This is a genomic window from Acidaminococcales bacterium (assembly GCA_031290885.1).
Classification (GTDB): domain Bacteria; phylum Bacillota; class Negativicutes; order Acidaminococcales; family JAISLQ01; genus JAISLQ01.
Map to the genome: position 1 here is coordinate 1 of JAISLQ010000015.1, position 9,406 is coordinate 9,406.

Annotated in this window: 9 protein-coding genes; all 9 read right to left on the reverse strand. The window is 50.5% G+C overall.

The window, feature by feature from the left end; all coding sequences use genetic code 11:
• Positions 1 to 255: 255 nt before the first annotated feature.
• Complete coding sequence (locus tag LBO03_02270; protein ID MDR3348425.1) at positions 256 to 1,113, reverse strand: hypothetical protein; 858 nt, start codon at positions 1,111 to 1,113, stop codon at positions 256 to 258.
• Between the two features lie 8 nt (positions 1,114 to 1,121).
• Positions 1,122 to 2,042 (reverse strand): hypothetical protein, encoded by a 921-nt coding sequence (locus LBO03_02275; GenBank protein MDR3348426.1) that lies wholly within the window; start codon positions 2,040 to 2,042, stop codon positions 1,122 to 1,124.
• Between the two features lie 228 nt (positions 2,043 to 2,270).
• Positions 2,271 to 3,368, reverse strand: a complete 1,098-nt coding sequence (locus LBO03_02280) for a mandelate racemase/muconate lactonizing enzyme family protein (protein MDR3348427.1) — start codon at positions 3,366 to 3,368, stop codon at positions 2,271 to 2,273.
• 37 nt (positions 3,369 to 3,405) lie between these two features.
• A complete protein-coding gene (locus LBO03_02285; GenBank protein ID MDR3348428.1) occupies positions 3,406 to 4,989 on the reverse strand; it encodes a sodium:solute symporter family protein in 1,584 nt (527 codons plus the stop codon).
• 199 nt (positions 4,990 to 5,188) lie between these two features.
• Positions 5,189 to 5,953: an enoyl-CoA hydratase/isomerase family protein gene (locus LBO03_02290; protein MDR3348429.1), complete on the reverse strand. Its 765-nt coding sequence runs from the start codon at positions 5,951 to 5,953 to the stop codon at positions 5,189 to 5,191.
• Positions 5,954 to 5,998: 45 nt separating this feature from the next.
• Positions 5,999 to 6,799 carry an alpha/beta hydrolase gene (locus tag LBO03_02295; GenBank protein ID MDR3348430.1) on the reverse strand — a complete coding sequence of 267 codons (801 nt, stop codon included), beginning with the start codon at positions 6,797 to 6,799 and terminating at the stop codon, positions 5,999 to 6,001.
• 30 nt (positions 6,800 to 6,829) lie between these two features.
• Positions 6,830 to 7,204 (reverse strand): hypothetical protein, encoded by a 375-nt coding sequence (locus LBO03_02300; GenBank protein ID MDR3348431.1) that lies wholly within the window; start codon positions 7,202 to 7,204, stop codon positions 6,830 to 6,832.
• Between the two features lie 24 nt (positions 7,205 to 7,228).
• Positions 7,229 to 7,915, reverse strand: a complete 687-nt coding sequence (locus LBO03_02305) for a 3-oxoacid CoA-transferase subunit B (GenBank protein ID MDR3348432.1) — start codon at positions 7,913 to 7,915, stop codon at positions 7,229 to 7,231.
• 1 nt (position 7,916) lies between these two features.
• Entirely contained in the window at positions 7,917 to 8,579 is a 663-nt protein-coding gene (locus LBO03_02310; GenBank protein MDR3348433.1) for a CoA transferase subunit A, read from the reverse strand.
• Between the last annotated feature and the right edge of the window lie 827 nt (positions 8,580 to 9,406).

Consider the following 9,406-nt stretch of genomic DNA (forward strand, 5'->3'; position numbering starts at 1 on the left):
GCCGTCTCTGTCCAAGGCCCGGAACGCTTCCGCCAGCTGCGCCCACGCCTCCTTGTCCAGGGCGTTGCGCACTTTCGGACGGTTGATGGTGATGAGCCCGACCGCTCCTATCTTTTCAACTAAAATCACTTGCTCTGCCATACAATCCCTTCTTTCCTGCCGCCACCGTCTCGCGCTCCCCTTTCTTAAAACGGCGCAAAGGCGCGGGCGGCAAAACATGCCGCTTAGAACGCAAAATTATACCGCCGGAAAATATTACAAGAATATATCGGTTTCTTGATAGGATTTTTTCATTTTATGATAAAAATCATCAAAACTTTCCTTCTGCGTGATAGTTTTTCCTCCCAGAATAATGCCGTTAGGATCCATCTTGCGTATTTTTTCCAGATAGTCCATAGGAGGCGGCGGGATTTGTATGATATTGTCCGCTGTTTTCAGATCCCACTGCACATTGTCCTTGACCTCTTCCACGGTTACGCCCGGATAAACTGCGTCCAAGTACATTTCCCGGCTGGTTTTGTCAAACCGCAACACACATTTATCCGTTACAACGCAGCAAGGCCCGCCCCATTTCAGGCCGCTTTTCTCCCTGGAATCGCCGCCCGCGACATAACCGGTAGATGTAATGTAGTCCACTTTAGAAACAAAGCGGCTCTTGCCCAGGCGCATGACGATAATAGTTTTGCCGCATAAAGAAGCGATATCATTGCCGCCCCCGCTGCCCGGCAATCTGGTTGCCGGTTCTTGGTAAGTCTTGTCGCCGATGATCGCCGTAGTGTTGAGATTGCCGTATTTATCTATCTGCGCGCCGCCCAGTACGCCGGTATCCACCAAGCCGCGCTGGGTGTCGGCAAAAACCCGCCACATTTCTCCAGCCGAAAGGGCGTTGTCCGTCGTGGAATTGTCGGAAATGGTAAAAGCCAGCCGCCTGGAAATCGCTCCCATGCCGCCGCCCTCATAAACAATTATCATATTCCGGGCGTGCGTCTTGTTGGCCAAAAGACCGGCCATCATGGGTATGCCCACGCCGACAAAGACAAGTTCCTGATCTTTCAATTCGTAAGAACAAGTTACCGCCATCAATTCGGCGGTGGAATATTTATAATCAGCCATCAAAACCGTCACCTCAATTCCGGTATTTTATAATTGTCCAGTTCCATCTCGACCAATTTTTGCAGTCGATCCCGGCCAATTTTGCCCAAATATTCGTTGAAATCTTTTACCCCATATACCCATTCATCCAGCCATTTTTCAAAGCCTTCCTGAGTGCTGTCATCCATCATGAAATTGCGCCTGAAGGGTATATCGCTCCAGTAACAGCCCGCCACAAACAGGGGATGGCTGCCAAAAGGAACTTTGGCCACGGCATCCACGCAGTAACAGGGAATGGCCGTAGCGTTAGGATTTTTGCGGATTTCTGAGGTGGGCACGATTTCTTCGCAAGTAATCACCAAGCGTTTGGCGGCGCGGGCGATATTTACATCGTTGGCCAATATGCCCCAAATTTGACAGTTGCCAAGCACATCGGCCTTTTGTACATGGATAAAGGCGACATCCGGGTTGGCGGCCGGCACCAGGGCCAGTTTGTCGCCGGAATAAGGATCGTTTGTTATTATAATGTCCTTGTTGTATTTTGGTATGTCGGACCCCAGGAGGGAGCGCAGCGGCATATAGGGGATATTCATGGCGCCGGCCAAAAAGCGGCAGCTAGCGGCGAAATTTGAATAATCCACCACCTCCACCTTGCGCGGGATTCCTTTTTCCACGGCGCGGCGCAGGTTCAGCCCGCTGCCCACGACACCTATCCAACTGTAGGCCATTTCCAGGCGTTTGATACAGCCAGCGCCTAAGAGTATGTTGGAAGAATCCAGCGTAGTCGCGGTTATAAAAGTGAGGTCTTTCTTTTTCTGCCTGATTATTTCATGTGCCACGGCCACAGGCTCTCTGGCCCCGATGCCGCCGAAAGAAAAACTCCCGCCATCGGATAAGAACTTGCCGACGGCATCTTTCAGGCTCATTTCTTTGTCATGGTTTCCTTTCATTGAGCGGTTACCTCCAAAAAAAATTTTGGGTTAAAGCGTATTTGCCTCAGCCGAACTGACAGGATTTCCAGATAAGTATTCCGGCGTCGGCGACACGGCGCGAAAAGCGATGGGAGGAGATTTCATTCTGCGGGAACATCGCTTCCCGCAGAATGTCCGTCCCCGAAAAGGCGTTTCAATTTAACGCCAAAGCAAGAAGATTGCATCCCCCGCTTCAGCCGCGCCCCGTCATTTTTTGGCCAGATCGCTGAAATATCTCACCTTTTCTTCGTCCAGCGTAACGCCCAGCCCCGGTCCATTGGGCACAGTCATGCAACCATCCGTCACCTTTATTTCTTCATTCAGCAGGCTGCCCTGAATGGAATTGAAATAAGACAGCTCATTGACCAAACTGAATTGCTTGTGCGCCGCCACAAAGTGGAGGCAAGACACAGTGCCCAGCGTTGTTTCCGCCTGGGTGCCCATCAACATGGGCTTGTTATAAGCCTCGGCCAAAGCCACAAATTTTTTCCCGATGGTGTAACCTGTCCTGGGTATCTTCACCATGACAATGTCCAAAGCGCCCAAAGCGATTTCCCGCGCGGCGTCGCTAAGGCTGAACAGGCTTTCGTCGCCCATCAGCGGTATATCGATGTGTTCCGAAAGCTTCTTGCGCCCTTGGCTGTCCGAGCAAAGCATGGGTTCTTCCAGCCAGACCAAATCGCCTTCCAGCGCCTTGGCGACTTTCAGGATATCCAAATATTTGTAGCCCATGTTCCCGTCGATGTACAGTTTGGCGTCCGGACCCAGCACTTTTTTGATATTCTTTACCATCTGAATGTCAAAATCCGGGTCTATGCCGCCTTTGAGCTTGAAGTAACGGTACCCGGCGGCGTAACTTCTCTCCGCCTCTTTAACCATCTCTTCCATACTCTTTAGTGCTACCATCCAGCTAACGCGCACCTTGTCTGTCCAGCCGCCCAGCAGTTTGTGGCAAGGCAGCCCTGTTTTCTTGCCCATAATGTCGTAAAGGCCTACGTCGAGACAACCTTTGGCGGTAGGGTTCCAAAATACCGTGTTCATTTTCGCCCAAATCTTGTCCGTATCGAAAGGATCCAGCCCTGTCAGCATGGGCCCGAAAACATTATTGATAATATGATGTATAGAAACTTGCGTTTCTCCGTAGATGCCGGGGCGCGGAACCCCTTCCGTTATGCCTTCGATCCCTTCGTCTGTCTGGATGCGGATCAGAAGATGCTCCGCATGTGTCATGTAACCGCTGACCCAATGCAAGGGCTCCACGAGCGGCAGCTTCAAAGGTATGGCTTCTATCTTGGTTATTTTCATAATGTAACCCCCTTTGTAAATTTAAAGAAGCAAACACTCAGGCAACTTTGCTTGCAAACCACAAAACCAGCGACGTCTGTACTATAGTGTATACAACCAAGGCAATAATATAAGGCGTCAAACTGCCGCTTTGTATGTTGGAAGCCTTCTCCTCGTCCGATACATGGTTGCAAGTGTCGTACACTGCCAGCGCTTTTGAAGTGTTCTCGCCGCCAAAGCTGGCAAAATATGCCGTCAGGATGGAGGCTATCGCCGCCCAGATGGTGGGATGGAGACCTAACGGCAGCCAGCCGGACCAGCCAAACGGTTTGCCCATCGCCAAAGGAATGAAATGCAAGCCGGTATTGATAGCCGCCCCTACGATCATCGCCCAGATGGCGCCGCGTTTGTTCATTTTACGCCAGTTCAGGCCAAAAATAAGCGGGGCAAAGAAAGAACAGGTGAAAATGGAAGAACCGAAGTTGCCAATGACAACGATCAGCGACGAGCCGTAGAGGGCGATAGCCGCGCCCAGCACGGAAAAAACTATTATCCAGATTCTGGCTACCCGCAATATCTGGGCATCGCTGGCTTCTTTATAAAAAATCTTCTCGTAAAAGTCGCGGGCAATGCTGAAAGACAAGGTCAAAATCTGCGTGGAAGCCGTAGACAAGCAAGCCCCGAACAAACCGGCTATGGCTATGGCGCCCACTACCGGGTTGACTACGTTCATGGCCGCCCAAGTCAGCGCCGCGCCGGGGTTGCTGAGATTGGGGTTCACCAAGTAAACCGAGCTTGCCGCCAAGTGCGTCAGCCAAATTACCGAAAAAGTAGCCATCATGGCAAGAATCATGGCCTTCGTCCAAGTGCGGGAATTTTTGGCCAGGAAACAGCGGGTAATGGCTGACGGGTTGGCGGCGTTGCCCAATGACCAGAGTACCTGCCAGCCCACGATGGTTCCCCACGTGTACACGCCGCCGCCGGAGGTAAACCAATCCGGTTTTTCTTTCGCAAACTTGCTGAAGGCATCTATGCCCACCGTAGAAATCAGCATGGGAGAAAAAACATAGGCCAGCGCCACCACGATAAGAAGCATCATGATGGTGTCCGTGATGGTTACGCTTTTTGCGCCGGCGCCCAGCGCGATAACCATGAACACTACCACCATTACCACGACCATATAAGAATAGGGTATGCCCAGCAGGGTCTCCGTCACTATGGCGCTGCCGATGATCTGGCCGACGAAATAAGCGCCCAGGCCGAAGATGGTAATAAGGGCCGTGACGGCGCGCAAAGTCTGGCTGTCAAAGCGCTCGCCGAAAAAATCGCCCAATGTTACCTGTTGCGTACGCCGGAGTTTGTTCCCAATCCAGAAAGTGGACATAACAAAACCGATGGTAGCCGCCCAGTCCAGTATGCCGGTCAGCGGCCCGGTTTTGTAGGACATGCCGGTCAGCCCTACCATGCCCACGGCGCTGATCCAGGTGGCGGCATAAGTGCCGGCGATTAAAAACGGCGAGGCGCCTTGGTCCATGACGTAAAAGTCTTTTAAGGAAACGCCGCCGCGCCCGACATAAAAAGTAACTCCGAGATATACGATCAGGAAAGAGAAAAAAATACAATTGAAAACACTTATTTCCATATTGCGCCTCCTTCAATTTGGCTAATGTCCCATCCTTTGCCTTTGTTCAATAAAGATTGCTTTTGTTGCCCTTGCAGGAAAAATAGATGAGCACTAAGAGTTGCAACAGATGCCATAAGCCGGTACCGACAAACGAAACATTAAATTCCACAAGAATGTCCTCCTTCCCCAATTTTTTATTTCAGGATATTTTGTCCGGCTATTGATTAAACTCCGGTTTTCTCTTTTGCTTAAAAGCATTGATACCTTCGAGGTGATCCGGCGTCTGGAAACAAATGTCCTGCGCCAAGGCCTCAAAATCAAACGCCTGCTCCAAATCCATCTCAAAGCTGCGGTTTAGCATCAACTTGGCCAGCGCTATGGCCGCAGCGGGTTTTTTCGCCAGTTCCTCCGCCATTTTTATGGACTGCGGCCTAAGCTCGGCCAGCGGCACTATCTTGTTGGCCAAACCAAGCTCCAGCGCTTTTTCCGCGTTGATGGGCGAAGGCGTAAAAATTATCTCTTTGGCTTTGGCCAGGCCGACCAGTCGCGGCAAAAAGTAGGCGGCGCCGCTGTCCGGCACCAAGCCCACATTCATAAAGGAAGCGACGAATTTCGCGTCATCCGCCGCAATCCTGAAATCGCAGGCCAGAGCCAGGGAAAAACCCGCGCCGGCGGCGTAGCCGTTAACTGCGGCGATAGTCGGTTTGTCGCACAAAGACAGGGAGCGAATAAAATAATGCAGATATTTCAGCCGCAATCTCCCGCTGCCGGGCGCGTTGTCGCCCATAGTGCCGATATCGCCGCCGGAGCAAAATGATTTGCCTTCGGCTTGCAAGACTACGGCGCCGATTCCGGCGTCGAAGGTGATTTTTTCCAGTAGTTCCTTCATCTCCTTGCGTATTTCCAAGTTCATGGCGTTCATCGCATTGGGCCTGTTCAGCGTTATAATGGCCACGCGCCCTTTTTGCTCAAAAAGCAACATCTCCGACAAACGAAACACTCCTTTCCGGCAAATTTCCCCCTCCGCTCAAAGCGCATCCATGAACTCTTCTACCACTTTGGCAACCACTTCCGGCCTTTCCACCGCAGGAAAATGCCCTATACCGGGAAAAGTCCTGAAAGTTACTTTCTTGGCGCCCGTCAGGGCGGCTACTGTCGAGTTTACAGAATTGGCATCCACTATCCAGTCGTCCTCGCCTCTGAACACTAATACAGGGCAGGTTACCTTGCCCATTTCGCCTCTTACGTCAAACCCGTTGTACAAGGTCAAGTCGGCCTTCTTGGTCGTAGAGATTTCCTGCCGCACGCCCCATATAATAAACTCACGTTCCTTGTCTGCCGTATCTTTGCCTATCAGGCTGTCGCTGAAATCAATATGGGAATGTTGCAGGCTGACATGAGGGTGGTCCATCAGCGCCCTGGCAACTTCGGAAATGGAAGGGGTATAGGATGCCCCTTGCAGGGATATGATAGCCTTGACCGGATAATCTATGGCCAGTTTGTAGACAACATTGCCTCCCAATGAGCAACCCATGATCACTGCGTCCCGCATCCCCAGCGTTTCGGCAAACTCCCAAATGAACGCCGAATATTCCTCTATATCGACGATAGCCTTGTTGCCGGCCAGCGGCCAGCTTTTGCCGTGAGCCGGAAGATCCGGCGCCACCAACCGGTATTTATTTTCCAATATCGTCATAAGCCCGTGGTACTGGCGGTTTTCCCTGCCTGCCGTATGAATGCACAAGATGGATTTTGGGGGCGGGCCGCCGTTTGTTTCATAGTATGTCTTTATGCCTCCGATATTTACATAATGACCGGTTATTGCCATGTTGTTTTCCTCCTTAATTTTTCTCTTGCTTTAAACCACGCCGCACAATACCCGGGCAATGTACCCCAAAGGATTGAGATTGCCCATGCATTTGACCATATTGCCCTGCAGCCGCAGCTTGCCGTGCATCGGGCCGATAGCGCGGGAAAAATTCTTGTGCGCGTAAAGCTCCTGCCAGCCTTCCTGCGGACCGATAACGCCCATTTCGATGCCTGTCAGGTTCACGCCGTCCATTACTTCAATGAGCGCCCCTTTGAGAAAAGTCATGGTATAACTTTCGCTGCCAAAAGTAAAAGTAACGTCGCCGGACAGATACTGCCCGTAGCATTTGTTCTTAAATTCATCCTCTTTCTCGCCGTTGATGATCTTTTGTACCTTGAGCAATTTCTCTTTCATAGTTGGCATAATTTTTCCCCTCCTTAAAAATATTTAAATTTTTCTTATCTTCATGTCGCCGGAAACAACAAACTGCCCTTCAGTAATTGTTCGCAGCTTTTCCACGCCAATATCGGACGTATGTTCCGTAAGGTACATTTTTTTTCCTATAAATTTAAAGACGGCAAATTCTGTCACCACAGTATCAACGACGCCTACAGCCGTCAAAGGCAGCGTACATTCCCGCAATATCTTGCTTTTGCCATCTTTGCCCACATGCTGGATGGCCACGATCACTTTCTTGCAGCCACATACCAGATCCATGGCGCCGCCTACTCCGTACACTCCCTTGGAGGGAACGCTCCAATTGGCCAAGTCGCCTCTCTCGCTCACCTCCAACGCCCCTATGATGGCAACGTCCAGATGCCCGCCGCGGATCATGGCGAAAGAAGCGGCGCTGTCAAAAATGCTGCCTCCGTTGATTAAGGTAACTTTGTTGCGGCTGGCGTCAATGAGGTCAACATCGGCTTCTTTTTTATCCGCCAGCGGCCCCACGCCCAGCAACCCGTTTTCCGATTGCACAAAAATAGTCTTGTCTTTCGGCACATATCCTGTAACAAGCGTTGGTATTCCCACGCCGAGATTTACTACCGCCTTATCCGGCAGCTCCTGCGCGACCCTTTGGGCTATGCGCGCCTTAACCGGATCACTTAACATTTTCATGCCGCCTACGCCTGGCATTTTATTCTCCCCTCTCTACTTTTACCAAAGCGTTGACATAAACAAACGGCGTAGCAATTTCTGCCGGGGGCAAAGCCCCGGCTTCCACTATTTCCTCCGCCTCCGCAATGGTGAATTTAGCGGCCATCGCCATCAAAGGGTTGAAATTGCCGGCCGCTTTGTTGTAAACCAAGTTGCCCAGCGTATCTGCCTTGTACGCGTGTATCATGGCAAAATCAGCGCGCAAAGCTTCCACAAAAGTATATTCTTTCCCATTGATTACCTTGTTGTCGGAGCCTTCCAACTCCGTACCTACGCCTACCGGGCTGTAAAAGCCGCCCAAACCCGCCCCTCCGGCTCTTATGGCCTCGGCCATGTTGCCCTGCGGCATAAGTTTCAAATCCAGTTCGCCTCTGTGGTAAGCCGTTACCGCATCGGGGTTGTAGGAAAAATAAGAACCTATGGCTTTTTTAATTTGCTTATTGCTGACAAGCCGCCCCAGTCCTACGCCCGGCGTGCCAAGATCGTTTACAATTAAGGTCAGCCCATAAATTTCGGATGGCATGTCCGCGATTTTGCTTACAAGCCGACGAGGTATTCCCACATTGCCGAAACCACCTATCATCAAAGTAGAATTAGGCTTTATAAATTCTATGGCTTGCTCTTTAGTAAATATTTCCGCCACTCTTTTCCCTCCATCGAACGAGAATTCATTTATGCGGACGCCACTTGCCCATCGGCATATACCGCGCATAAAACTTAAAAGCAATAATTGTGCCAACTTATAAAAAATACAAAATAATGGGTAAAACCAGACAATTCGGGCAATAGGACTTGCGCTGCTCCCATCTCGGTTTAGTATTTTTAGGATACAAACAATAAACAGGCACGGCATTTACCTGGAAAAACCTTGCAAAAAGCGTCGCCGTCCCATTATAATAAATTATAATGGGACGGCGACGCTCAAAACCACACGGACAATCAGCTTAGGTTTTTAAAAATTTATGGTATTTTTATTTTGGGATATTATTGTCCCATGATTATGAACGCAAAAAATACGTCGGCTTGGCGCGTTTTGCATCGCGAAGCGGAACAGGCGACATTTTCCATGGTATATCTCCTGTCCCGCTCATGGCGAAACCCGGCGCCGCGCTTGTCCGTATTCGCAATCTTAATACTGTTCTCAATTTACGGCATTCCTCAAAATTTGCGAGATAATTTGCCGTCTTGCGCAGCGCAAAACGCAGGCGAACCCTTAGTTCGGCGAGACTTTAGAGCAAAGCAGGGCGGTAAATTGGCCGCAAAGATAGTATGATTTTAATCCGAGAACCGCATAAGGCATGTTCTCGCTGCCGGAAAGGATACGATATTATTGTCTAAGCCGTTCCTTGTTATCGCAGGGCGTACCATCGGCGCTTTGGATTTTTTGAATGATTTCGTCAAAAATATTTTTGGCGAGGCTATCCAAAGCATCGTTTTGGATATCGGCCAATGCAACGCGCGGGCTCTGTC